The organism is Prolixibacter sp. SD074 (genome assembly GCF_009617895.1).
Classification (GTDB): domain Bacteria; phylum Bacteroidota; class Bacteroidia; order Bacteroidales; family Prolixibacteraceae; genus Prolixibacter.
On sequence record NZ_BLAW01000001.1, the window covers coordinates 649,574 to 672,880 of the forward strand.

At 45.2% G+C, this 23,307-nt stretch carries 19 protein-coding genes; 15 read left to right on the forward strand and 4 right to left on the reverse strand.

What is annotated here, in order from left to right; translation table 11 throughout:
• Positions 1–71: 71 nt before the first annotated feature.
• From GJU82_RS02740 to GJU82_RS02770, 7 genes are all read left to right on the forward strand, one after another.
• Positions 72–1,052: a 3-hydroxyacyl-CoA dehydrogenase family protein gene (locus GJU82_RS02740; protein ID WP_153630748.1), complete on the forward strand. Its 981-nt coding sequence runs from the start codon at positions 72–74 to the stop codon at positions 1,050–1,052.
• A gap of 72 nt (positions 1,053–1,124) precedes the next feature.
• Positions 1,125–2,330 (forward strand): acetate/propionate family kinase, encoded by a 1,206-nt coding sequence (locus GJU82_RS02745; protein WP_153630749.1) that lies wholly within the window; start codon positions 1,125–1,127, stop codon positions 2,328–2,330.
• Positions 2,331–2,400: 70 nt separating this feature from the next.
• Complete coding sequence (locus tag GJU82_RS02750) at positions 2,401–3,606, forward strand: acetate/propionate family kinase (protein ID WP_153630750.1); 1,206 nt, start codon at positions 2,401–2,403, stop codon at positions 3,604–3,606.
• Between the two features lie 332 nt (positions 3,607–3,938).
• Entirely contained in the window at positions 3,939–4,844 is a 906-nt protein-coding gene (locus tag GJU82_RS02755; RefSeq protein WP_153630751.1) for a phosphate acyltransferase, read from the forward strand.
• 12 nt (positions 4,845–4,856) lie between these two features.
• Positions 4,857–5,936 (forward strand): butyrate kinase, encoded by a 1,080-nt coding sequence (gene buk, locus GJU82_RS02760; protein ID WP_153630752.1) that lies wholly within the window; start codon positions 4,857–4,859, stop codon positions 5,934–5,936.
• A 116-nt stretch (positions 5,937–6,052) separates the two neighbouring features.
• Positions 6,053–7,252: a cation:proton antiporter gene (locus tag GJU82_RS02765; protein WP_228488761.1), complete on the forward strand. Its 1,200-nt coding sequence runs from the start codon at positions 6,053–6,055 to the stop codon at positions 7,250–7,252.
• Positions 7,253–7,412: 160 nt separating this feature from the next.
• Entirely contained in the window at positions 7,413–9,272 is a 1,860-nt protein-coding gene (locus GJU82_RS02770; RefSeq protein ID WP_153630754.1) for a DUF5060 domain-containing protein, read from the forward strand.
• Between the two features lie 2 nt (positions 9,273–9,274).
• On the opposite strand, the gene GJU82_RS02775 is transcribed toward GJU82_RS02770, so the two are convergent.
• On the reverse strand, positions 9,275–9,688 hold the full coding sequence (locus GJU82_RS02775) for a threonyl-tRNA synthetase editing domain-containing protein (protein WP_153630755.1): 414 nt from the start codon (positions 9,686–9,688) through the stop codon (positions 9,275–9,277).
• Between the two features lie 168 nt (positions 9,689–9,856).
• Between GJU82_RS02775 and GJU82_RS02780 the strand changes: the two genes are divergently transcribed.
• From GJU82_RS02780 to GJU82_RS02795, 4 genes are read left to right on the forward strand one after another with little or no spacing between them, the layout of a single operon-like run.
• On the forward strand, positions 9,857–12,061 hold the full coding sequence (locus GJU82_RS02780) for a T9SS type A sorting domain-containing protein (RefSeq protein ID WP_153630756.1): 2,205 nt from the start codon (positions 9,857–9,859) through the stop codon (positions 12,059–12,061).
• A gap of 48 nt (positions 12,062–12,109) precedes the next feature.
• On the forward strand, positions 12,110–13,258 hold the full coding sequence (locus GJU82_RS02785; protein ID WP_153630757.1) for an ABC transporter substrate-binding protein: 1,149 nt from the start codon (positions 12,110–12,112) through the stop codon (positions 13,256–13,258).
• Between the two features lie 3 nt (positions 13,259–13,261).
• Positions 13,262–14,323 (forward strand): iron ABC transporter permease, encoded by a 1,062-nt coding sequence (locus GJU82_RS02790; protein WP_153630758.1) that lies wholly within the window; start codon positions 13,262–13,264, stop codon positions 14,321–14,323.
• A gap of 1 nt (position 14,324) precedes the next feature.
• On the forward strand, positions 14,325–15,329 hold the full coding sequence (locus GJU82_RS02795; protein ID WP_153630759.1) for an ABC transporter ATP-binding protein: 1,005 nt from the start codon (positions 14,325–14,327) through the stop codon (positions 15,327–15,329).
• A gap of 5 nt (positions 15,330–15,334) precedes the next feature.
• Here GJU82_RS02795 and GJU82_RS02800 read toward each other — a convergent pair whose 3' ends face one another.
• Positions 15,335–15,982 carry a hypothetical protein gene (locus tag GJU82_RS02800; RefSeq protein WP_153630760.1) on the reverse strand — a complete coding sequence of 216 codons (648 nt, stop codon included), beginning with the start codon at positions 15,980–15,982 and terminating at the stop codon, positions 15,335–15,337.
• A gap of 525 nt (positions 15,983–16,507) precedes the next feature.
• Here GJU82_RS02800 and GJU82_RS02805 point away from each other — a divergent pair.
• From GJU82_RS02805 to GJU82_RS02820, 4 genes are all read left to right on the forward strand, one after another.
• Positions 16,508–16,666, forward strand: coding sequence for a hypothetical protein (locus GJU82_RS02805; protein WP_153630761.1), 159 nt, complete (start codon positions 16,508–16,510; stop codon positions 16,664–16,666).
• A 120-nt stretch (positions 16,667–16,786) separates the two neighbouring features.
• Positions 16,787–17,683, forward strand: coding sequence for a diacylglycerol kinase family protein (locus tag GJU82_RS02810; protein WP_153630762.1), 897 nt, complete (start codon positions 16,787–16,789; stop codon positions 17,681–17,683).
• Complete coding sequence (locus tag GJU82_RS02815) at positions 17,673–18,617, forward strand: App1 family protein (RefSeq protein WP_153630763.1); 945 nt, start codon at positions 17,673–17,675, stop codon at positions 18,615–18,617. Before GJU82_RS02810 ends, GJU82_RS02815 begins: the two co-directional genes overlap by 11 nt.
• 138 nt (positions 18,618–18,755) lie before the next feature.
• Positions 18,756–19,802, forward strand: a complete 1,047-nt coding sequence (locus GJU82_RS02820) for a glycosyl hydrolase (RefSeq protein ID WP_153630764.1) — start codon at positions 18,756–18,758, stop codon at positions 19,800–19,802.
• Here the strand turns inward: GJU82_RS02820 and recQ are convergent.
• Together recQ and GJU82_RS02830 are read right to left on the reverse strand one after the other, a co-directional pair.
• Positions 19,799–21,910, reverse strand: coding sequence for a DNA helicase RecQ (gene recQ, locus GJU82_RS02825; RefSeq protein WP_153630765.1), 2,112 nt, complete (start codon positions 21,908–21,910; stop codon positions 19,799–19,801). The genes GJU82_RS02820 and recQ overlap by 4 nt on opposite strands.
• A gap of 38 nt (positions 21,911–21,948) precedes the next feature.
• Complete coding sequence (locus GJU82_RS02830) at positions 21,949–23,286, reverse strand: sugar porter family MFS transporter (protein WP_153630766.1); 1,338 nt, start codon at positions 23,284–23,286, stop codon at positions 21,949–21,951.
• Positions 23,287–23,307 lie beyond the last annotated feature (21 nt).

A 23,307-nucleotide genomic window follows, 5' to 3' on the forward strand; every position in this document is an offset into this window, starting at 1 on the left:
ACGAATACAATTGATTTTTCCTGAAAGGAAAATACGAACAGAGATATTTCATATTTGATTTCGATATAAAAATGGCAGAGATTCAGGTCGAGCCCATAGAACTTTTTGGACTCAGTAAAAAGCAGCAAATTAAAACACTGTTTTCGAAAATTGGAATTGTTGGATGCGGTAGTGTAGGACAGAATATTGCCCGGATTGCCAGTGTTTACGGTATTGAAGTGGTATTCATTGAGCTTTCGGAAGAAAAGATTCGGGAAGCGTACGACCAGATGAGCAAGGTACTCGATCAGCGCATCAACAACTGGGGGATGACCCAAAGCGAGAAGAAAGCAATCATGGCCCGCATCAAGGGAACTCTGGATTACAAAGAACTGGCTGATTGTGACTTTGTGATCGAAGCGATTCGTTCGCAGTCTCATGAAGAACGCAAAGTGGATGAGCGGAAAGACGTTTTCCGTCGCATCGAGGAAGTGGTAAGCCCGGAGTGTATCATTGGTACCAACTCAACGACCATTATTATCACCGAGCTTTCTTCGGAACTAAAATACCGGGAGCGTTGTGTGAGCCTGCATTTCTTTGTGCAATCGCCCGAAGCCCGTGTATGTGAGGTGGTAAGAGGACTGTACACGTCGGAAGATGTGTATGAGAAAGTGAAGAAGTTTGTGACGATGGTGAACCGGTTGGTGATTCCGGTAGAAGAAGCTGCCGGATTGATTTCCATTCGTCTGTTTTCATCGTTGCTGAATGAAGCTTGTGAGGTACTGATGGAAGGCGTCGGAGAGCTTCCCGACATTGACAAGGTGATGAAAATCGGTTTTGGAATGCGTTTTGGTCCGTTCGAGCTCGCCGATATTCTCGGACTGGATAAGATGGTTCGCTGGATGGACAACCTGTACAGCGAATTTGGCAGGGCAAAATACAAACCTTCCCCGATTCTGAAACGATTGGTTCGTGCTAAGCGCATGGGCCGTGAAGTTGGCGCAGGATTCTATTCCTACAACGAGGACGGGAATATCATTGATAACGAGCATTTCAAAACATTCAATGTTTAATTCGCTGCGGCGGGGTTTTACCGGAAACCAGGCATGAACCTCCTGCTGCCGGAATAAAAAGAAAACAATTAAATGAAGATATTAGTACTTAATTGCGGAAGTTCATCCATTAAATACCAGCTCTTCAACATGGCTGATCAGCTTGTGCTGGCCAAAGGTGTTGTGGAAAAGATTGGGATGCAGGGCTCCTTCCTGAAACATGAAAAGGAGTCGGGCGACAAAGTGAAGTTCGAAGGTGAAATTCTCGATCACAAAATCGGGATTGAATACGTGTTGGGCGTTTTGACCAGTCAGAAGCACGGATGCCTGACGGGCCTCGAGGAAATCAATGCTGTGGGCCATCGCGTGGTTCACGGGGGTGAAGCCTTCAAAGGCAGTGTTTTCATCAACAACGAGGTAATTGAAGAGATGGAGCGATGCGTAGAGCTGGCTCCCTTGCACAACCCGCCGAACCTGAAAGGAATTTATGCGATGCAGGCATTATTGCCCGATGTTCCGCAGGTAGGCGTATTCGATACGGCATTCCATCAAACCATGCCGCAACATGCCTACATGTATGGAATTCCTTATGCGTTGTATACTAAATATGGTATTCGTCGTTACGGTTTTCACGGAACCAGTCACCGGTATGTAACCCGCAGAGTAGTTGAAATATTAGGATTAGATCAAAAAAATTCAAAGATTATCAGCTGTCACCTTGGAAACGGCGCTTCGGTTTGTGCCGTGAAAAACGGAGAATCAGTCGATACCTCCATGGGATTCACTCCGGTTGAAGGTCTCATTATGGGAACCCGAAGCGGAGATATTGATATGGGTGCGGTAACCTTTATCATGGATAAGGAAAAAATCGGTACCAAGTCGGCATCCACGTTGTTCAACAAGCATGCAGGGATGCTGGGAATCAGCGGCGTTTCGTCCGATGCACGTGATATTGAAATTGCTGCCCTGGAAAATGGTAACGAGCGCGCTCAGCTGGCCATGAAAATGTATGATTACCGTGTCAGGAAATACATTGGCTCGTATGCCGCGGCTATGGGAGGAATTGATGTGCTGGTATTTACCGGAGGAATTGGCGAAAATGCCGACATTACCCGTTCAGGTATTTGCGAAGATTTGGAATTTCTGGGAATTGAACTCGATGAAAACCTGAATAATGGTCTTCGGGGCAAGGAACAGGTAATTAGCAAAGAAGGCTCACGCGTAAAAGTGGTTGTTGTCCCAACCAACGAAGAACTTGTGATTGCGATTGACACCGAAACCATTGTTAAGAGTCATTAATTGAATGCAATATAAAAGCGTTGGTTGTAAAATTACCAGCGCTTTTTTCAAACCAATAAATCAAGCCAAAATGAACATCCTTGTCCTGAATTGTGGAAGTTCGTCTATCAAATACCAGCTGCTTTCGGTTAGCGGAAGCGACGACTTGCTGGCCAAAGGCATTGTAGACCGCATTGGTATCGAAGGAAGTTGTTTGTTGCACAAAGTCCCAAACCAGGAAGATTACCTGGTGAAGGCCGAAATTAAAAATCACAAAACTGGCATTGGGCTTATCCTGAGGATACTTACCGATCCGGAGGTAGGTGTTTTGAATAAGCTGGAAGATATCGAGGCGGTAGGGCACCGGGTAGCACATGGCGGCGAAACATTTACCGAAGCGCGTATTATCGACGAAGATGTAAAGAAGGGGATTCGCGACTGTTTCGAACTGGCGCCACTACATAATCCGGCCAACTACGATGGAATTAAGGCAATGGAAGAACTGCTTCCCGGCGTACCTCAGGTAGCCGTTTTCGACACGGCATTCCACCAAACCATGACGCCGGATGTTTACCTCTATTCGTTACCATACGATTATTATGAGCGTTTGCGGGTCCGTCGGTATGGTTTTCATGGAACCAGCCACAAATATGTTGCTGAGAAAGCCTGTCGGTTTCTGAAAAGAGACATCAAAAAACAGAAAATTATTACCTGCCACTTAGGAAACGGCGCCTCTATTACTGCCATCAATGGTGGTAAATCGATTGATACCTCGATGGGATTCACACCCAACGAAGGTTTGATGATGGGAACGCGAAGTGGTTCGATCGATCCGGGAGCATTGTTGTACATCGGTTGCCATGAAGGGATGGACAGCAACGAACTCAACAACATGCTGAACAAGGAAAGTGGTGTGAAAGGCGTTTCGCAACTTTCATCTGATATGCGTGATTTGGTGACGGCTGCCCGCGAAGGAAACGAGCGGGCCCGTTTGGCATTGCAGATGTATGCTCACCGGGTAAAGCAGTACATTGGGGCATATGCTGCTGAATTGAATGGGCTTGATATTCTCGTATTTACGGGAGGAATTGGTGAGAATAACGATTACGTACGGGATTTAGTCTGTAAGAATCTACAATACATGGGAATCATCTTCGATGACGAGAAGAATGTAGGATTACATGGTCAGGATGAAATCATTTCGCTTCCGGGCTCGCATGTAACTGTGATGACCGTTACCACCAACGAGGAGCTGGTTATTGCCCGCGAAACCTATAATCTTGTTAATGTAGAATGAATTCAAATTAAAGATAGTTCCTTTCGAAATTTTCAGCGAAAGTTTTGAATTGTAAAGCCCCGCCATGGCATAAGATGAATTTTCTTATCTTGACGGGGCTTTTCTATCATCCTGAAAGTAATAGTTTAAGAGTATATTATATCAAGCCAAATCCTAACATTTCATAGGTTTTGGGAATATTTCATTTCGTAATTTCAACATGTGTAAACGGATGGATAAGTTCCACAGTCATTTTGTGCAGTTGATTGTTATAGTGGATAGCGAAGAATGACACCGGCTGTCGCCGTTTCGAAGCGAACATGTTAAATGAATTTTATAAAACAGATTATCCTATGGGAATTAATCGACTGGAAGATCTTTTTGATGCGGTACAAGGCCGTCCAAAGCGCAAATTAATTGCCGCTTATGCCAACGACGAACATACCATTGTAGCCATCAGCAAGGCTATTGATCTGGGATTGGTTGAAGGAATTTTGGTGGGAGATGAGAAAGTCATCCAAGGGGTTTGCCGTCATGAAAATATTGATCCGGCCAAATTTACAATTGTCCATCAGCCTAATGAGCAGTTGGCTGCTACTGACTCGATCACCATGATCAACAATGGCGAAGGTGACATTATTATGAAAGGGCTGGTCAGCACCGATAAATTCATGCGTGCCATTCTCAATAAGGAAAACGGGTTGTTACCTCAGGGAGCGGTATTGAGTCATGTAACGGCGCTCCAGAACCCACATTATCATAAACTGATTATTGCCAGTGATGTGGCGATTATTCCCGAGCCGGATTTAAAGCAGAAAGTGCAAATGATTAATTACATGGTGCAGACCGCTAAAGCTTTGGGAATTGACAACCCTAAAGTGGCCGCCATCGCTCCAACTGAGTTGGTATTGCCGGGGCTGCAATCCTGTTCCGAAGCGGCACTCCTGTCGAAAATGAACGAACGCGGACAGATTAAAGGCTGCGTAGTGGATGGCCCGTTGGCCCTTGATGCCGCGATTGACGAGGAATCTGCAAAAATTAAAGGCATTAAAAGTGAGGTGGCTGGAAAAGCCGATTGCCTTCTTTTCCCCGATTTGAATGCCGGTAACGTATTCTATAAGACAAACACAAAATTGGCAGGTGCTGAATCGGCAGCTTCGCTTGTTGGAGCTAAAGTTCCTGCAGTCCTCGTTTCGCGCGGAGATTCTATCGAAACTAAGTTATATTCTATTGCATTGGCAGCGATGCTGGCTAAGTAATTAATTAATCTTATGAGAAATATACATATATTGGTTATCAATCCCGGTTCTACCTCTACAAAAATTGCGGTGTACGAAGATGTACGGTGTATTTTTCTGAAAACGCTACGGCACTCAAAAGAAGAGCTTGAGCAGTATAAAACGGTAACCGAGCAGTACGAATTCCGGAAGAATGCGATTCTGGAAGAACTGAAAGCCGATCGCATTGATTTGAATAGCATGTCAGCGGTTATTGGTCGGGGAGGCTTGACCTATCCGTTGGAATCAGGCGTCTATGAAATCAACGAGCGGATGGTGGAGCACTGCAAAATAGGCATTAGCGGAATGCACGCCTCCAACCTGGGTTCGATGATTGCCTACGAGCTGGCAAAGGAAATCCCCAATTCGTTGGCCCTAACGGCCGATCCGGTTGTAACCGATGAAATGAATGATATTGCCCGAGTGAGCGGACATCCTAACTTCGAACGTCGTTCGATTTTCCACGCACTGAACCAGAAAGCAGTTGCCCGGCAACATGCAGCCAAATTAGGACGACTTTACAGCGACATGAACCTGATTGTGGTCCATCTGGGCGGTGGAGTTTCCATCGGTGCGCACAACAACGGCCGTGTAGTCGATGCAAATAACGCACTCGATGGTGAAGGACCATTTTCTCCCGAAAGAAGCGGTACCTTGCCTGCAGGCCAGTTAGTTGATATGTGCTTCAGCAATAAATACACCAAGGAGGAAATCAAGCGAATGATTACCGGTGAAGGTGGTTTTGTTGCCTATCTGGGGACCAACGATGCCCGCGATGTGGAAATGGCAGTTAACGAGGGTGATGAGCGTGCCATATTCTATCATAATGCGCTGGCTTACCAGGTATCGAAAGCAATCGGAGAAATGGCCACGGTGCTGAAAGGACGGGTGGATGGTATTCTGATTACCGGCGGAATGGCATACGATAAAACCCTGATGTCGCTGATTCGCGAGCGGGTCGATTTCATTAGCCAGGTATACATTTATCCGGGACAGGATGAAATGAAGGCGTTAGCTATGAATGCGCTGAATGTGGCAAGAGGAGAAGCAAAAGTGAGGGTTTATAGCCGATAAGTTAAGGAATACCTGTTATACACTAAAAAAAGGTTGTCGCTTCGTTAATTCGTGACAACCTTTTTTATATTTACATGGTTTCATATTATTTTAGGACCAAACGATACGCTACCAACATGGATACCTATCATTTCATCATAGTCACCTGTTTGATTGTTATTACTTCATTTATATTTAATATATTAAGTAATAAAACTAATATACCCAGCGTATTAATGCTGATTACGTTGGGTATGGTTGTGAAATATTTTTTCGACCTTTCCGGGTTCCAACAGGCATTTATGCCAACACTGGAGCTGCTGGGGGTCGTAGGTCTCATCATGATTGTACTGGAGGCGGCACTCGATTTAAAGCTGTCGCCGGAACGATGGCCGGTTATCTGGAAATCAACCCTTGTGGCGTTTCTGACATTGAATATTACCACTTTCGGCTTTGCCGGAATGATGATGATGGTGGTTCAGGGACTTGAATTTATGGTCGCATTGGTATACTCGCTTCCACTGGCCATTATTAGTTCAGCCATCGTTATTCCCAGCGTGCATAAAATGACGCGTTCGCGCAGGGAGTTTATGATTTATGAAAGTACGCTTTCCGATATTTTCGGGATCATGGCTTTTTATATTTTACTGGAAAATACCAATGCCAACGGATTTTGGGAGATTATCGGAAATGTGACGGCTAATCTTAGCCTGACGGTGTTGATCTCATTCATCGGTAGTTTTATCCTGCTCTACATTTTTCAGAAACTAGTCGTTATCAAGACGAAATTCTTTCTGTTTCTGTCGCTGTTGATTCTTCTGTATGCTGAAGGAAAAATCTTTCACCTTTCTTCATTGCTCATTATTCTCGTATTCGGTCTGGTATTGCGCAACCAGTTTTTGTTTATCCGTGGGAAGCTATCCAAATACTTCGACCATCAAGCCATTGGCGTTCTGTTCGACAGCTTTAAGATGATCACAGAAGAAACTTCGTTTCTGGTCCGGTCCTTCTTCTTTGTGGTCTTCGGCATGGCCATTTCCATAGGCGATGTATTGAACTGGCAGGTATTGTTGCTCAGTTTCGCCTTTCTGGTAATTCTGTACCTCATACGTTTTGTCATATTCCGGACCGTAGTAGGGAAAGATATTTTTCCTGAAGTTTTCATCGCTCCCCGCGGATTGATATCTATTCTTCTTTTCTTCGATATCCCTGAAGAATTCAAAGTGCATGAAATAGAGAGTGGAATTCTTGGGGTCGCTATTCTGGTCACCAGCCTGGTCATGGGATGGGCTCTGGCACAATGGCGTAATCGCATGAATGTTGATATGGAAGAATAGATCCTGTTTGTTGAATATAATTTACTGTTTGGTTGATGATTAGCATCTCTTTTTCTAAATTGAACGCAGAAAAGAACGGGATAATACCGTTATGAGCTGTAGGCTGAAACAATAAAACAGCTATTTTTCAGGTTATTGTACTAAATAAGTATTATTTAATATGCGGAGAATATTCTTGCTTTACCTGGCAATTGCTGTGTTTTCGTTGACAAGCTGCCACCACCACCGCGAACCCGACGTAAAAGTCACCGGACAGTTAAAACACTGGCATACTGTTACTTTAATGATCACAGGGCCGTTAGTCGCTGAATTCTCGGCAGACAATCCGTTTCTTGATTACCGGCTGGAAGCAACCTTTACCAATGGGAATAAAACCTATGTGGTACCCGGCTTTTTTGCTGCCGATGGTCGTGCTGCCGAAACCGGAGCAAATTATGGTAACAAATGGGAAATCAGGTTTTGCCCGGATAAAACCGGCACGTGGAACTACAAGATTTCATTTGTGAAAGGCCTAAATGTAGCCATTGCCGACAAATTGGAACTGGAAGGTGAGAAAGTGAATCCCGATGGATTCGAAGGTAGTTTTGAAGTGGCTCCATCGGATAAATCAGGACGCGACTTCCGGGCACAAGGTAGGCTTGAATATACCGGCGGACATTATTTGAAATTTGCCGGTTCCGGCAAATACTTCTTAAAAGCTGGAGCTGACAGTCCGGAGAATTTTCTGGCGTATGCCGGATTTGACGATACCTACAAGCCGGGACAGCAGGAAAAACGGGAAGGGGAAGCAGGCTCCGGTCCGAAATTGCATGAGTACGGACCGCATGTTAAGGATTGGCATGCAGGCGATCCCGTTTGGCACGGAGACAAGGGGAAAGGAATTATCGGCGCATTAAACTATCTCGCTTCCCAGGGAATGAATTCGGTCTATTTCCTGACCATGAATGTGCAGGGTGATGGCGATGATGTATGGCCCTGGTCGCGCAGAAACGAGCGTTACCGTTTCGATTGCTCCAAGCTTGACCAATGGGAAATCGTTTTCAACTACATGGATTCGATGGGAATTTCGCAACACTTAGTAACGCAGGAAACCGAGAATGAGACCTTGCTCGATAACGGAAATACCGATGCACAACGAAAACTTTACTACCGTGAACTGGTCGCCCGGTTTGGTTATCATCCGGCTTTGATTTGGAATTTAGGCGAGGAAAACGGCCCGGCAGACTGGACGCCTAACGGACAAAATGATGCGCAGCGGAAAGCGATGGCATCGTATTTGGCCGGAATCGATCCGTATCATCATCCCATTGTTATTCATACACATTCCGATAATACGAATCGTGACAAAGTGCTCATTCCTATGCTCGGGTTCAAATCGCTGAACGGCGTTTCGTTGCAGGTGGGCAATCCGTACGATGTCCATCAGGTAACGAAAAAGTGGTGGCAGAATTCCGATACCACGAAACACAAATGGGTCTTAACCATGGATGAAATCGGGCCGGCATGGAAAGGTGCTTTGCCCGACCAAAACGATGCGCAGCACGATACGATACGCCACCAATGTCTCTGGGCTGGCTTAATGGCTGGCGGGGCAGGAGTGGAGTGGTACTTCGGATATAAGTTTCTGAATAACGATTTGAACTGTGAAAACTGGCGCTCGCGCGAGAATCTGTGGAAACAGACGAAAATTGCAACGGATTTTTTCCAACAATATGTGCCATTCCAGAACATGCAACCTGCCGATAACCTGGTTATCACCAACGACAGAGAACAATCCTATTGTCTGGCATATCCCGGAAAAACCTATGTTTTATACCTGGCGGAAAAAACAACATGGTCACGCTTTAAGGTGAACAATCCCGGGGAAACCTACAGCGTTTCCTGGTTCAATCCACGTACCGGTGGCGCTTTGCAAAAGGGAACAGTGGAAACGACCACCGGAGACGGCTGGATTGATTTCGGACGTGCTCCTTCCGACCGCGATAACGATTGGGTGGTATTGCTTCGAAGAAAAAGTTGATCTTACAACGTAGCCCAGATGCGTGCCAGTGAGTGGCCCGGTGCTTTGATATCCAAATCGAGGAAATAACCGAAAGGCGTTTGCGCTGTTTGGTATTCAGCATTCTGCAGGCGTTTTTCGGCTGCGTCGAAAATGGCCCTGGCAAATTCGGGCGAAGCTTTTGATTCCGACAGGTGGGCAAATGAATGCAGGATGATATGCTGTGTATCATTCTTCCGGGCTGTCCATTTCAAATGGTTCACCAGTTTTTTCTCCCGGCTGGCCACGGTCTTCTCTTCGTCACCTTCTTCCATATGGATAAAAGCAACAATGCAATTTTCGTAGGCTGACCCTTTTTCAATGGTTTCTACTTCTTCTAAATTTTTAATGGCAGGCTCGTAAGCAAACCGGTCGGCATAAATAACCAAGACTTTCATAATAAATATTTTGTGCTTTTTACTACCAGTGAAAATATTTCACCAATAAGTACGATTTGGACGATAAAATTAACGATTCCGGGAAACAAAATAGCTATGCCCATGAAAAGCGACCGTTTTTGATTAACGAAGTTTCTTATATTTACTTTTATAAATACTTTCCCTTCTATGAACAGGTATGTGATTTTCATTTTGTTGGCATTTGGATTGGCTCTTTTCCCGGAGGTTATGACTGCACAGATTTCCTATGGAGGTCGGCCCGCTTCCTTTTCCTTAAAAGAAAAAGCGGCTACCGTGGTTCCGGTTGTCCGGATGGAGCATGTATCTGGCAGGCAGTTGATAAAAGCAGAGCCGCAAAGTGGCTTAAGGCTTAAACCCTACAAGTTTGCTCATACCTTCAACGTCGATATTACTCCGCAGAATTCGGGAACCTGGACGGTGGTTGATGATGGGACGAAAATCTGGAGGGTGAAGATTTTATCGCTGGGAGCTTATTCCCTCAATATCATTTTTGATCAATTCAAGCTGCCCGATCACGCTAAACTTTTTATCTACAGTCCTGATCATCAAAAAGTGTTGGGCGCCTTTACGGCGAATAATGAGTCGGGGTATGGAACTCTTGCCGTTCGGCCTTTGGCCGGAGACGAGATGGTGGTAGAGTATGATGAGCCGGCAGATGCCGAATTTCCGGGACAGCTGCATATCACCAAGGTCAATCACGATTACAAGAATGCATTTGGCGACCGGCCGCTGGGGCAAGCCGGCTTGTGTAATGTTGACGTCTATTGCACCCCGGCAGAAGATTTGGCCGTGCAAAAACAATCTGAAGTACGTTTAATTATATCAGGGAGTGAACTCTGCTCCGGAACAATGGTGAATAATGTTACTGAAGATAAAACTCCTTATCTGATAACCGCAGGACATTGCATAGGCTCAAAAACCGATGCCGAGCAAACCGTATTCTATTTCAATTACGAAAGTCCCGATTGCGGTCAAAACCTGGGGAGCATTGACGGATACGTCGATCAAACTGTTTCGGGTTCCATTCTGAAAGCACGTTCCGATTCGCTGGATTTTGCTTTGGTTGTCATGAATACTCCACCGCCTGCAGAATATCGTCCGTATCTTTCCGGTTGGAATAACAGCGCTTCCGTTCCTGCATCAACTTTTGCCATCCATCATCCTAACGGAGATGTGAAGAAGATATCGCGTGACTATGATTCACCAGGCGTCGGTTCCTTTTCGACCAAGTACATTTCCAATGCTTTTTGGCACATCCATCGTTGGGATGTGGGAACGACCGAAGCAGGCTCTTCCGGAAGTGGTTTGATTAGCAATAGTTTTCAGTTTATCGGAACACTAACCGGTGGAGCAGCGACTTGTGAAGATCCGATCAACGATTACTTCGCCATGCTGAACAGGCAGTGGAGTTATTATAGCGCCGACACCATGCAGCTGGCAGTTTGGCTTGACCCGAACAATACCGGTAGTACCTTTGTCAATGGCTTGGATCCGTATGTAACAAATCCCAATCCCTGCGAGCTGTTTTCGAATGTGCAGTACGGCGAAAAGTACGTGAAACAAAAGCTGTCTGACAATTCCGGATATATAACCGGGAAAAATTCGTTGGGTATCACCGCTTACGCTGAAAAGTTCGATCAATCGGCTCAGACGGAATTGCAGGCTGTGGCCATCGCTTTCAGTCAGGCGGCTACCAGTCCGATATCCGCGGGACGATATTTCAATCTGAATGTGTACGATGCCGATCCGGCGACTGGTTTGCCCAAACATATCATTGCAACACAATCGGTTTCGATAAAGACTTTACAGGATTCATCGATGAATTACATTCCGTTGACAAATCCGATAACAACCGCCGGTACATTTTACGTCGGTTACGATCTCGATTACAATAATCTTCAGGACAGTATTGCCGTTTTTAATGCGCCCGCCCGGGATGCGGTTACCAATCCAGTGAACACTGCCTACGCCTTATATAACAATGGCTGGGTTCCGTTCGATCAGATTCCTGATATTGGTATTAAGACGTCGTTGCTGATCAAAGCGCACGCCTGCAATGTGTTGGGGATGGATGTCGTCGGTACCAACCTTCATGATAAACAGTTTGAAGTTTATTACCCGACCGGCGGGTTGAACAACTATGTGTATTTGCTGAACAACGGACCGGAGGCAAATGCCGTGGTATCTATTATGGATATAATGGGAAGGACGTTACATCAGGAAGTACGTTACCTGACGAACGAACCGGTAAGGGTATCCATTGGAAATCACAATTCGGGAATCTATTTCATTGCGGTAAAAACCGATAAGGCCAGAGAAGTGATGAAAGTCCGGTTAAGAACCGGGCGTTGATTTTTCGATAACGAAAGTTAGGCTTACCTTTGAGAAAATTTTCACCGGATGGTTCGTAAACTCTTATTTCTGGCTTTATCCATTCTACTTTTTTTGTTTGGATGCAAATCGAAAAAACACTCTTCACCTGAAGGGAAATCTACATCTGTATCAACCTCAGTGAAATATGCGCGGGGATTTACCATCGAAGATTTTAAAACGTATAAAAAACTGACGGTGCTCAACCCATGGCAGAAGTCGTCCGGTATCTCCTACAGTTACTATCTGGTGCCCCGAAATCAAAAGGTCCCGTCATTGCTGAAAGGGAAGAACATTGTGCGGATACCTGTCCGGCGGGTCGTTTGTCTCTCCACAACACAACTTGGATTCCTGGAAGCATTAAACGAAACTTCTTCGTTGGTGGGAATTCCCGATATCAATCTCGTTTCCGATTCATCAATAATTCAACGATATCATGATAATAAATTATCGGAAGTAGGATATGCGCAGAGCCTGAATTATGAATTGTTACTGAGTTTGAAACCGGATTTGGTGTTAACCTACGGTGTTGACGGAGAGGTAAGCGCTCAATTAAATAAACTTCACGATTTGGGCGTTCCGGTCATGCTGGTGGGCGAATACCTCGAAAGTACCCCAATGGCGAAATGTGAATGGATAAAGTTCGTAGGTGCTATCTATGGAAAGCAAGCGGCATCGAAGAAGTGGTTCAACCGGATTGATAGCAGCTACCGTCAAATTAAGGATGAAGTGGCAGATGTGAATTATCGTCCGAAAATATTAGCTGGTTTACCCTGGAAGGACAGTTGGTGGATGGCCGGAGGAGAATCCAACCTGGCTAACCTGGTTCGCGATGCTGGTGGTGAGTATCTTTGGCATGGGAACACCTCCCGCGATGCTTTTGTCGTGTCAATCGAAGATGTTTTCATGAAAGCGAAATCAGCTGATTTCTGGATTAACAGTGGGACGGCCGCTTCAATCAAAGATTTGCGGTCAGTCGACGGGCGCTTTTCATCTTTGCCACCCGTGAAAAAGCATGCGGTATACAACAATAACGCCCGAACGAGTGCCGGAGGAGGTAATGATTATTGGGAAAAAGGGGTTGTCCGGCCTGATTTGATTCTGAAAGATTTGGTTACCATCTTTCATTCCGATAAAGTGACCGATGGGAAATTGTATTTTTACCGGCAATTAAACTAACAGATGGATCAAACGGGCCCAGCAAAATCAAAACGAAGTTATCGTCCGGAAGGAAGTCTTTTCCTGCTGGCTGTTTTGGTTGTCATATTTTTCGTACTTGATCTGTTTATTGGCTCCTATCATATTTCGCTCAGTAATATTTTAAAAGCGCTTTTTGCTCCAGGTCAGGTCGATTCACAATTGGTGACCATCGTTCGTCAATTCCGTTTGCCTAAAGCGTTAACAGCTTTGTTGGCCGGAGCAGCATTGTCAGTTGCCGGATTGCAAATGCAGACTGTCTTCCGCAACCCATTAGCCGGACCCTATGTGTTGGGCATTAGTTCGGGGGCAAGTTTGGGGGTGGCACTTCTGGTGTTAGGCACTGGAAATTTATTTGCTGCCGGGGCATTCAACATAATGGGTGCCTGGTCGGTTGCCGGAGCAGCCTGGATTGGAGCAGCTATCATTCTTCTATTGATCCTTGCTGTTTCAGCTCGTGTAAAAGACATCATGACCATTTTGATATTAGGCATTCTTTTTTCCAGTGCCACATCGGCCATTGTTAATATCATGCAATATTTCAGTAACGAATCGATGTTGAAGTCATTTGTGGTCTGGACCATGGGAAGTTTGGGAAGTGTAACCAATGCACAACTTCATGTGCTGTTGCCGGGTGTTTTGTTGGGATTGTTTTTGGCCATTATTTCTGCCAAGTTACTGGATGCCTTTTTGTTGGGCGAAGATTATGCCCGAAGCATGGGAATGAATGTGCAGTTAGCCCGGGTATTGATTTTTATTTCTACCTGTATCCTGGCTGGTAGTATAACCGCATTTTGCGGTCCCATTGGTTTTATTGGCATTGCCGTTCCGCACATCGTCCGGATGGCGTTGAGAACAGCACGTCACCAACGCTTGATTCCAGGTTCCATTTTGCTTGGTTCGGTTACCATGCTTTTCAGCGATATTATTTCACAACTTCCTGGTTCAGAGTCAACTTTGCCGATTAATTCAGTTACTGCGTTGCTGGGAATTCCGGTGGTTGTCTGGATTATTTTGCGGAAGAAAACAGTAGGAGCCCTGAGTTGATATGAGCGGGGGCACGACCATAAAACTGGATCATGTATCGGTAGGTTACCGCGATTCGCGAGGCAAAGAGCGTATTGTAAAAAGCGGGATTTCGCTAGGCGCTGAAAAAGGAGAACTCGTTGCTCTTATTGGTGGAAACGGGATTGGTAAAAGTACGTTACTGAGAACGCTTGCCGGATTTCAGCCCCCCCTTAGTGGCGATATTTCTGTTTCCGGAAAGTCCATCAGTGCCTACCGGGAAAAGGAATTAGCGACGATGCTCAGCTTTGTTTCAACCGAAATTATCCGCGTCGCGAATCTCAGCGTTTTCGAGATGGTGGCATTGGGACGGTTTCCGCATACCAACTGGTTTGGCAAATTAACGGAGGAAGATCTGCAGATTGTCAATGAATCCATTCGGATGGTGGGATTGGACGGTTACCAAACACGGCCCATCAACCAAATTTCCGACGGCGAACGTCAGCGGGGCATGATTGCCCGTACACTGGCCCAGGACACCGATATCATTGTTCTCGACGAACCCACCGCTTTTCTGGATGTTCCGAATAAATATGAAATTGTCAGTATACTCCATCATCTGGCACGTGAGAAAAATAAAACCATCATTTTTTCCACGCACGATTTGAATATTGCTGTCAGCGAAGTCGATATGATTTGGTTGATGTTACAGGATGATGTGGTTCAGGGGGCGCCGGAAGATCTGATTTTGAATGGTCAATTTCCGTTACTGTTCCAAAAGTCCGACCTGACTTTCGATATGGAAAAGGGTGATTTTCGTATCAAACGGCATCTAAAGCAAGCGGTACGATTGACCGGAACGGGTTCAGGGTTATTGTGGACACAAAAAGCGTTGGAGAGAAACGGACTGGAAGTAACAAACGGAGCGGATACCAATATTGAAATCACCGTCCGGTCAGAACCATCATGTTGGCAGGTCCGGACAACGGACAGTGAAGAGACATTTTATTCGGTTTATCATTTATGCCGTTATTTGCGCGAACTGTAATTTGTTCACTTCTGCGCCAGTAAAGGGGCCGTAGCTTCCAGGGGTTGGTCCTGCTGCATGTTAGACGCGTGCTCCATTAGTAAAAGAACTCCTTGCTTTTCCCACCGGAGGCGCAAATACTCCAATTGTCTTAAATCCATTGCATAATAAGCGCCTTGCTGGAAATCGACCTTCTCGAAAGGAACATTCGTTTCTTCGTTAAGAGCCATTGTCCAGTTACGGGTTAGATGCTTGAGGAAGTCAGATCGACGGAACATCGTTTGCAATGTTCCGTCATCGTAGCAACGGCGTATGTCGATGAACCTTACTTCATCCGGCTGCGGGCTGTATCCGTATTCCATCCGTATGAAAGAAGCCATCAGCAATTGCTGATCATCGATGAAATATGACTGCTTCATCATGCCTCCTTCTTCAGAGCTGGACTCCTCGAGGAGGAACAGTTTATCGTGGTAATACCAGGCAGTTATGTAACCTTCGGTACCTCCAATCAGCCAGTGCTTGACCAGTTGCTGGGTAGCAGGGCTGTTTTTAAGGGATGTCTCGATTTTGATCAGCTTTTCGGGGGAAGAATAGTCATCCACAATACCTGCTCCCCCGGGGGAAGCAAAAAGAAATATAAAAATCATTATCCCGGATATGGCTCTTTTTTTCATAATGGGGTTTTAAAAGATGCCCGTTAGAATGATTAGCGTAGTTAATAATAGCCACTTAGTTTTCTTAGGTTTCGAAAAAGTTACGGCTAAAGGGGGGGACAATGCCAGGAATTGGATTAACAGTTATTAACTATTTTGGCTGTTTTTTGTAAATAAATTGTTTAATAATAAGGAAATCAGCGAATAATGAAGGGGTAAATTGTTCATTACTTTTTGGAGTTGGAAGAAGAATATTGCATTATTATGTCAATAAATTTACTCGGATTGAAACGTCGCTGTTCAATACTGGTTTTCGTTGTGCAATAAGTGAAAAGTAACAGATAGTGTAATGGCGTCCCTTTTCTATCTGTTTTCATCATCTAATAGAAATATGTTCATATAATAGGCATAACTTTTTAAAATTCTTGTACAGTTCATACTATGTTCCTATCTTACTATTGGCGTGAAAAGGGGAAGCTACCTGTTATTTAGGTAAGCTTTCCTTTTTGTGTTTATATGAAGTGATATTTAAAAAATTAATCGACCATGAAGATTCAACGGGCAACTCCACGTGAACTATTGTTTTTTCTGGCAGGTGTGCTGATTGTATTTCTGCTGGTTGTTGCGTGGGAATGGAACGACATCAAGGATGTTGTATCCGTAAAAAGGGCCACAGATATTGAAAATATTCATTTTAGAGAATAACAGGGGTCGGGGAATTAGAATCGGCTGTAGATGAAAAATTTGTTCTTATCGCAAACAATCCTTATTTTCCCTTTATAATCGATAGATGTAGTGTTATCAGAGATCATTGAACCTGGCTGAATGGGAAAAATTCTGTTTGTCATAAATCCTGTTTCCGGAGGCATTGATAAGGATGAAGCCGTCCTCCGGATTCACTGGCTCGCGGTGAGAGAGAAATTTGATTTCAAATTTCGATATACGACCGGGGTGAATGATGATGAAGCTTTGCGTCATGAAATCGATTGGTACCGTCCTGACAGGGCGGTTGCATGTGGCGGGGACGGTACTGTTTTGCTGGTAGCCCGAAACCTGCTCAATGAAGAGATCCCGATAGGCATTTTGCCGTTGGGATCGGCCAATGGTTTGGCAACCGAACTGGCTATTCCAGGTACTTTGCCCGAAGCAGTAGAGTTGGCAGTTAATGGACAGACTTCACGGCCAATTGATTTGCTTCGATTTAACCATAAATATCTGGGGATACATTTGGGAGACATTGGTGTCAATGCGTTGATTGTGAAAAACTATGCCAAATCGGGCGATAGGCGAATGGTTGGTTACGCCAGGCATCTGTTTCGCGCATTTCAGGAAAGTGAACTGATGCGGTATACCATCAAAACGCCCGAAGGTGAGTATCAAAAAGAAGGTTACATGTTGGCTTTTGCCAATGCCCGTAAATTTGGGACCGGCATTTATCTCTCACGGAATGGCTCCATGTCGGACGGTCTTTTCGAAATATGCAATTTTCGGAAAATAGAGCCCGAGGACTTGATCAATTTGGGGCTGAGCAAGTTCGAACTGTTTCTCGACGAAGAGATGTATTCCGATGTTATTAGCTGCAAGGAGGCTGAGATTACCATCGACCGGAAAGTTGATTTTCAGATTGACGGTGAATACATTGGCAAATTGGATCATCTGACAATATCGATGGTTGAATCGGCTGTAAAGATCATTGTGGCAGGAGGTGAAGATGAGGAATAAGAAACCGTTATTGCTTAGTTTTCATGCCATTTCAAACGGCAGTACAACATTGGTTTTCGGGCAGTTGATTTATACCCGTTACCGGAAATTTTCATTCACGGATTATTCCCGGATGGAAACCTTCCGGCGATTATCCGCTTTGTATCTGGCCAGCCGATGTCGGAATTGCCGGGTCGAGTTGATTTTTGACTCTGCCGCCATCGAAATGAAAACAGACGGGAACGGTCTTTTTTTCGGTAAGCGAAATTTTAAGAAAACACCGGTTTGCTTAAAGAAAGTTCGCATTTTCGGAAATAAGGAAGTACACATCCCGGAAAATTTGTATACCCGGCAGGTCCGTCATCTGGATGCACATACGCTGGTCATTTCAGATATCGATGATACGTTACTCCATTCGTTTATTTCGAAAAAGCTTCTGAAATTTAAAACCTTAATGTTGACCCGTGTTGAAAAGCGGAAAACCGTTGATAACATGGTCCGGTTGGTGAACCGTTTACACGAAGATGGGGCAGCACTGTTTTACTTATCGAACAGCGAACAAAACCTTTACCCGTTGATTTACCGTTTCCTTCGCCAGAATAACTTACCGCCCGGGCCGGTCTTTCTGAAACACTTCCGGAAAATGCGCCATGTATTAACCGGAAGAAAGCTTCCACGTAAGGATTTACATAAGCTGAAAATTCTCGAAGAAATTATTATGCTTTTCCCGGCTAAAAATTTTGTGTTGGTCGGAGATAATACACAAAATGACCTGAGTATTTATATGCAGGCTGCTACTGATTATCCTAAGCAGATTGTCGAAATTGTGATTCGCCGGGTTGTGGAGAGTGAACAAAATCAGCTGATTGTTGATGAAGTCACGGAGGAATTAAGGTCACGGGGAATCGGTTTACATTATGCCGATAGTTTTCCTGAGAACTTACTGCTGCAGTAGTCTGCCTCTTCAATGAAATGCATTAATTTCCTATCTTTCACCGGCCATAGTAAAATGGTAACCTTAACAGGAAACTAAACCTGCACCACCTGGGCCATAAGGACTTTTTGGTAATATGGTGCAAAACTCTATACGGGTATGCGCAAGTTATTTCTTTTGCTTTTGCTGACGAGTCTCATTTCAGGTTGTGAAAGGGGAGAGGAGTTTTCTTTTGAGTGGGCACCCGGTGCATTTACGGTGGACCCGGATGCTTCACCCGGGGCGAAGCAATTATTGCAATTGCTGTACGATGTTAGTGGAAAATATACTTTAACGGGGCAGCATAATCAACCGGTTTTTATTTCAGGACGAACCGAAGAGGCGAAACAGCTGACCGGCTATTATCCGGCTGTTTGGGGACAGGAATTTGGTCAAAGCCTGGCCAATTCGCTCGATGGCATTAATTTCAGACAGCGGAATATGGAAGAAGCGGTTCGCAAATATCATCAGGGATTTGTAATCACCCTGATGTGGCATGCCATCCGCCCGATTGATGATGAGCCGGGAACCTTCGACGACAATGTGATGGCCAGGTTGACCGGGGCGCAATGGAACAAGCTGCTCACGCCCGGAACACGTCTTCATAAACGTTGGTGCAATCAGGTTGATGTGATTGCCGGTTATCTGGCCGAACTGCGCGATGCCGGCGTACCTGTTTTGTGGCGCCCCTATCATGAACCAAATGGTGATTGGTTTTGGTGGTGTGGCAATCCGGACCGGTACAAAAAGCTCTACAGGATGTTGTTCGACCGCTTCGTTAATCTTCATCACCTAAATAACCTTATCTGGGTTTTCAATGGAACAGAAATCCGGAATAACATAAAGCCTTATTCTGATTTTTATCCGGGTGACGACGTGGTAGATGTATTGGCAACGGACGTATACAGCGAAAATTTCCAGCGCTCCGATTATCAGGATTTACTGACGCTGGCCAATGGAAAACCAATTGGTTTGGGCGAAGTGGGAAAATTGCCACCACCTGATACGCTGGCAAATCAGCCGGAATATTGTTGGTTTATGTGCTGGAGTGGTTACCTGGCGGAAAAGAACAGTACGACTGATATCGAAGCTGTTTACGGTGCCCCCAACACACTCATACTAGACGAATGGAAGGAATTTGTTCGCGAACATATTCTACCGAATTAATATTGTTCCTTCTTCGCAATGCTCAATCCCAGCCGAATTTTATGGTATGGAATTTTACCGTTCAGGTGCTCGTAAATTGGTTTTAACTCATGTTTTAAACCGGGTGTCCGTAACGCTTCTTCAATTTTTTGTAGCTCTTCCTTTTCGAGAAATTCCTGCAACGAGATGTCGTAATCGCTTTGGTACAAATAAGCCAGGTGCGAGCAAACCGTAACAATATTCAGGTTTAACCGTTCGGCAATTTCTTCAGGTGTGTATCCCTTTTTCAGGAAATTGTAGGTTGTTTGATACCGATTGGCTGCTTTCTTGTCATTCGTATTGCCAAACTGGTTGAAATCCATGATGGCCCGTATGAAGATGATGCCAAACTGTTCATACTTGAATTCGCCAACACCGGAAATCTGCCGCATGGCAAATTCGGTGGTTGGTTTAGTGGTTGCCATTTGCTTCAACGTGGCATCGGAAAAGATGATGTAGGGTGGGACATTCCGTTCTGTCGCCAGGTTTTTCCGAACACTTCGGAGGTGCTCGAACAGCGCATTGTCCAGTTCTTCCACCTTGCTTTGTGGCTGCTTCTTTTCCTGTTGCTGCTTCCAGCGATTTTCTGCTTCTTCGGGTGAAACCAGGTTGATTTTCTTTCCATCAAAAAGGACATCCCGGCTCAGCGACGTTAGTTTCAGTTTGTTTCCGTCGTTATAAGCTACTTCGAATAACCCTATGTTGAGCATCTGTAACAGGTACTCCTGCCAATCCCGGTAAGAAATATCACGACCAGCACCGTACGTTTTGATTTCGGACCAGCCATTATCAACCAGTTCCTTTCGGGCAGAACCTCGCAGAATGTCAATTAACAATCCCGAAGATATCTGTTCTTTTACTCTCGCAATGGCAGAAAGCGCTTTCTGTGCAATGACGGTGCCATCAAAAACTTCCGGCGGATTCTGGCAAACATCGCAATTTCCACAATCCTTATCGTAACCTTCGTTGAAATAGTTGAGCAAAACCCTTCGCCGGCAAGTCCGTGCATCGGCAAATTGCTGCATTCGTTCCAGCTTCCGGGTCAGCAAATCTTTCTGGTTACTTTCTTCAATAAACCGTTTCAGTGTTAGTACATCCCGGTAGGAGTAAAAAAGCAGGGTATCAGCCGGAAGTCCGTCACGGCCTGCCCGTCCGATTTCCTGGTAATAACTTTCAAGGTTTTTCGGCAGGTTGTAATGAATTACCCAGCGGACATTCGGCTTATCGATACCCATCCCAAATGCTACCGTGGCGCAAACAATCTGAACACGATCGTTGATGAAATCATCCTGAGCAGCCTGCCGTTCCGAACCTTTCATGCCGGCATGATAACTTACGGCGTCAAGCCCTTCGCTATTAAGATTGTTGGCCAGTTGCTCAGTTTGTTTTCGGCTCAGACAGTAAATGATGCCGGCCTGGTTTTTTCGTTTGCCAACAAACCGTTTGATGTTTTCATATTTTTCCCTTCCGGGAAGAACGGTGATGCTCAGGTTTTCGCGGTCGAACGAACTAATGAATGTCTGAGGCTTCCGCAAACCCAATTGCCGTATAATATCGTTCCGGGTGATACGGTCGGCTGTTGCTGTCAGTGCTATAATGGGAACCTTGAATTCGCGCGAAAGAAAGTTTAGCTGCGTGTATTCGGGCCTGAAATCGTGCCCCCACTGGGAAATACAATGCGCTTCGTCAACGGCAAACAGGCTGATATCGATGGTTTTGATTTGGCGGTAAAAATCCTGTGAAAGCAGTTTTTCAGGAGAAACATACAATAATTTGATTTTCGCTGAAATAACATCCCGGAAGATCTGAACCGATTCCGAAGCTGATATGGTCGAATTCAGGTAGGCTGCGCCGATTCCGTTGGCACGTAGCGCATCTACCTGGTCTTTCATCAGGGAGATGAGCGGCGAAATGACAATGGCTGTTCCTTTCTGTACTAAAGCCGGAAGCTGAAAACAAAGGGATTTTCCACCGCCGGTAGGCATAATGGCCAAACAATCGCTACCATCAAGTATTGCCTGGATAATCTCTTCCTGTAAAGGCCTGAAGGTTTCGTAACCGAAGTATTTCCTAAGGGTTTCGTGTATCATGGATATGAAAAATTTAAAAATTATCTGTTACGGGGAAATCAGGAAGAAACTTTTCGGCCAATGGTTTCTATTTCCAATTCTTCCAACGATTTGCCTTTTGTTTCGACTAATGCAAAGTGATAAAACAGGATACTTAACAATGTCGCGGCGAAGAAGAAGGCAAAAACCCATCCGACGCCAATTTTTGCCGATACCACCGGAAACAACAGGGCAATCACAAAGTTGAAAAACCAGTGAGAGAAAGATCCGATGGCTGCTCCACGTGAACGAACATTGTTGGGGAACATTTCCGACAGGATAACCCAAATAACGGCTCCTTGTGAGAACGCGAAAAACGCAATGTACCCAACAAGGTATGCCAACAACTGGTATCCTGCATAATTGCCGGTAATGTACGACCAGGCAAATAGTCCGAGAAATACAGACATACCGGTAGCCCCCACATAAAGCAGGAATTTACGCCCGAACCGATCGATAAAAATCATGGCAACAATGGTAAAGACCAGGTTAGTTACTCCAATCAACACCGACTGGTACATGGCGGATTCGGCGGAGAAACCGGCAACCCGGAAGATATCTGTCGAGTAATACATGATGACATTGATTCCGGCCATTTGGTTAAACATCCCGACGGCAATGCCAATCAGCACCAGTTTCAGATAGGGTGGCTTGAACATGAAAGAGTATTTCTTCATTACCTCCTGGTTGAGCGAATCTTTGATTTGGTGCATCAAAACCTCAGCATTTTCGTAAGGGTTCACTTTCCGGATAACAGTGAGTGCTTCTTCGATTCGGTTCATTTTAACCAGCCAGCGCGGACTCCTGTCGATAAAGAATAGTAGAAGGAAATAAACGCCTGAAGGGATGGTCCCGGCCAGAAACATCCAACGCCAGTTGCTGTGCCCAATGCTGTCGATAATGTAGTTGGAGAAAAATGCCATCAAAATACCGGAAACAATTGCCAGCTGGTTAGTGGCAACCAGACGTCCGCGCAGTTTGGGCGGGGCAATTTCCGAGATATACATGGGAGTTAGCACCGATGCGCCACCTACCGCAATTCCGCCAATTAAACGGGCCGTAATGAAAACGGTCAGGTTGGTAGCCAATCCGGCACCAATCATCGAAAGGAGAAACATAACAGCCATTAGTTTCAGCATCTGCCGACGGCCAAAAATATCGCCGGGTTTCCCAACGAAAAGTGCTCCAATGATACAGCCAACCAGGGCCATACTCACGACCACACCTTTCATCGCTTCGGAAAAGCCAAAGAACTGCTGCACATAAAAAATTGTTCCGTTGATGACGGCAGTCTCGAATCCAAACATCAGTCCGCCCAGGGCTGCCACAAAGGTGACGAAGTACAAGTGATTTCTCATGATTCGGATAGATCTATTGAT

Bases quoted from the DNA above. Each gene is read 5' to 3' on its own strand.
- GJU82_RS02740 (WP_153630748.1), top strand. From the start codon at position 72: ATGGCAGAGATTCAGGTCGAGCCCATAGAACTTTTTGGACTCAGTAAA.
- GJU82_RS02745 (WP_153630749.1), top strand. From the start codon at position 1,125: ATGAAGATATTAGTACTTAATTGCGGAAGTTCATCCATTAAATACCAG.
- GJU82_RS02750 (WP_153630750.1), top strand. From the start codon at position 2,401: ATGAACATCCTTGTCCTGAATTGTGGAAGTTCGTCTATCAAATACCAG.
- GJU82_RS02755 (WP_153630751.1), top strand. From the start codon at position 3,939: ATGGGAATTAATCGACTGGAAGATCTTTTTGATGCGGTACAAGGCCGT.
- buk (WP_153630752.1), top strand. From the start codon at position 4,857: ATGAGAAATATACATATATTGGTTATCAATCCCGGTTCTACCTCTACA.
- GJU82_RS02765 (WP_228488761.1), top strand. From the start codon at position 6,053: ATGGATACCTATCATTTCATCATAGTCACCTGTTTGATTGTTATTACT.
- GJU82_RS02770 (WP_153630754.1), top strand. From the start codon at position 7,413: ATGCGGAGAATATTCTTGCTTTACCTGGCAATTGCTGTGTTTTCGTTG.
- GJU82_RS02775 (WP_153630755.1), bottom strand. From the start codon at position 9,688: ATGAAAGTCTTGGTTATTTATGCCGACCGGTTTGCTTACGAGCCTGCC.
- GJU82_RS02780 (WP_153630756.1), top strand. From the start codon at position 9,857: ATGAACAGGTATGTGATTTTCATTTTGTTGGCATTTGGATTGGCTCTT.
- GJU82_RS02785 (WP_153630757.1), top strand. From the start codon at position 12,110: ATGGTTCGTAAACTCTTATTTCTGGCTTTATCCATTCTACTTTTTTTG.
- GJU82_RS02790 (WP_153630758.1), top strand. From the start codon at position 13,262: ATGGATCAAACGGGCCCAGCAAAATCAAAACGAAGTTATCGTCCGGAA.
- GJU82_RS02795 (WP_153630759.1), top strand. From the start codon at position 14,325: ATGAGCGGGGGCACGACCATAAAACTGGATCATGTATCGGTAGGTTAC.
- GJU82_RS02800 (WP_153630760.1), bottom strand. From the start codon at position 15,982: ATGAAAAAAAGAGCCATATCCGGGATAATGATTTTTATATTTCTTTTT.
- GJU82_RS02805 (WP_153630761.1), top strand. From the start codon at position 16,508: ATGAAGATTCAACGGGCAACTCCACGTGAACTATTGTTTTTTCTGGCA.
- GJU82_RS02810 (WP_153630762.1), top strand. From the start codon at position 16,787: ATGGGAAAAATTCTGTTTGTCATAAATCCTGTTTCCGGAGGCATTGAT.
- GJU82_RS02815 (WP_153630763.1), top strand. From the start codon at position 17,673: ATGAGGAATAAGAAACCGTTATTGCTTAGTTTTCATGCCATTTCAAAC.
- GJU82_RS02820 (WP_153630764.1), top strand. From the start codon at position 18,756: ATGCGCAAGTTATTTCTTTTGCTTTTGCTGACGAGTCTCATTTCAGGT.
- recQ (WP_153630765.1), bottom strand. From the start codon at position 21,910: ATGATACACGAAACCCTTAGGAAATACTTCGGTTACGAAACCTTCAGG.
- GJU82_RS02830 (WP_153630766.1), bottom strand. From the start codon at position 23,286: ATGAGAAATCACTTGTACTTCGTCACCTTTGTGGCAGCCCTGGGCGGA.